A 1,754-nucleotide genomic window follows, 5' to 3' on the forward strand; every position below is an offset into this window, starting at 1 on the left:
AGGCTCAATCACAAAACTTATGGGATTTAGGATTCCTCACATAATCAACTCTGCTCATATCAATGAGTTTTAAAAAGAAATACTCATCGTCAGGATATCCATACCCCTGCCGGCGAATCGTCTTGATTTTATTGTTGATGCCTTCCATCTTACCTGTTGAGATATGATACACTGCATATGTAATGATTCCATCATGATGGTTCATGAGAAGTCTTCCGAACCATTCAAAATGTTCGTTACCGGTATGCATACAATCCCATACGATATCAGCTATGGCTGTTCCCATTTTTACCGGGTCTGTCAGCTTGTATGCGTTGTCAAGTTTCTCCTTGATCAGATCAATTGTGAAGAGAAGTTTATTCTCCTCAAGCAGTGCATCGTATTTGGCTTCGTAGCCTTCTTTGCGCACACGTTGTTCTTCCTTAAACAGAGTGCTGCCTTTTGAGATAATCCTGCCTTCGCGTGCTTCCTGGTCTTTTCTTTGAAGCGTGGTACGCTTCGAGGTAAGAATATATTTGGTGTGCTTTAATGATTCTGCCGCCTCAGTATCTCCGGCTTCCATCAGTCTTTTTTGCTCAGCAATTCTGACAGGAGCAACAACCTTTTCATTGAAATTTTTGATGATATGAAAATGGTCAAATACAATCTTAAGATGAGGACATTTTTCAAGAAATGCTTCTTGAAAATCAGAATTCATGTCACATGCAACAGCCTTGACTTCTTTCATCCAGTCCAGACCTACAAAGTCTATAAAATCATAGACTACCTGCTTCTTTTTCCCGGCCTGGATCCAGAGGATATGCCCGGTATGCAGATCTGTGATGTGTGTCGCATATTTGTGGCCATTATGAAGCTTAAACTCATCAATGCCCAGGAAAACAGCCTGTTTTTCAGGTTTGGCAAGCTTCTCACCGTCAATGGTGTATTTCTCTTTCAGGCGCTGAAGATCGATGTCCTTGACGGTATTCCTGCCAAGACCGGTAAGCTCGGCAACCTCTTTCAGAGTATATGTGCCACGCGCAAGAAGGTCTCTGGCATAATTGTATAATTCAGCAGTCATACGATGACCTGGTGCAGCAAAAGAAACATACTGCATCTTCGTAGCCTTACATTTAGGGCAGAAGAGCTGAACCTTATCAAAATTTAACACCGTATAGCTGCCGCCAAAAGGAAGATGACGCAGAGTAATACTGGTTGAATCATTCTTCTGCATGCGGCATCCGCAGGTGCATACTCGTTCTGACTCTGGAAGATCCAGTGTCCCCTTGAAACAGAAAGCAGATTTACCGGATTTTGTAGTTACTGTCTCTGTTAGAATTAGTAAATCCGGGTAAACAGGATGGAATCATCAAAAATGTTTCAGAAAAGTCAAACTTTAATTGTCCATTGGCTTCAGATAGTATATAATTCAATTGAGGACCTCCTTGATTGGGTTGTTACATCCGCCAAGATGCAATTCAATCATAACGGAAGGTCCTTTTCTATGCAACTAAAAATGATACACTACGATTGTTCTTAGGCGTCAGAGCCAGAGGAGGAATCCAGCCACCCGAGGTACGAGGGCATGTCCTTGACAGGTCAGAAAATAAATGCAACACTGTTGTATCGACGGAGAAACATAACTGATTGTTCTTGAGTTCTTCGCCGTCGGTGATTAACCCACAGCATTTATTTTTTGACCTGTCAAGGATGGCGGCAGGATGGCGATAACCTAAAACATTTGAGGCTAAACCCATAAGAAAAATGATTGACCC

1 protein-coding gene is annotated in these 1,754 nt (G+C 42.1%); it reads right to left on the bottom strand.

Annotated features, from left to right (window positions below; translation table 11 throughout):
• Nucleotides 1-4: 4 nt before the first annotated feature.
• A complete protein-coding gene (locus tag J6I68_RS12660) occupies nucleotides 5-1,318 on the bottom strand; it encodes an ISL3 family transposase (protein WP_330622511.1) in 1,314 nt (437 codons plus the stop codon).
• Nucleotides 1,319-1,754: the final 436 nt, after the last annotated feature.

Origin of the sequence: Butyrivibrio sp., assembly GCF_017940685.1 — a bacterium.
Classification (GTDB): Bacteria; Bacillota; Clostridia; order Lachnospirales; family Lachnospiraceae; genus Butyrivibrio.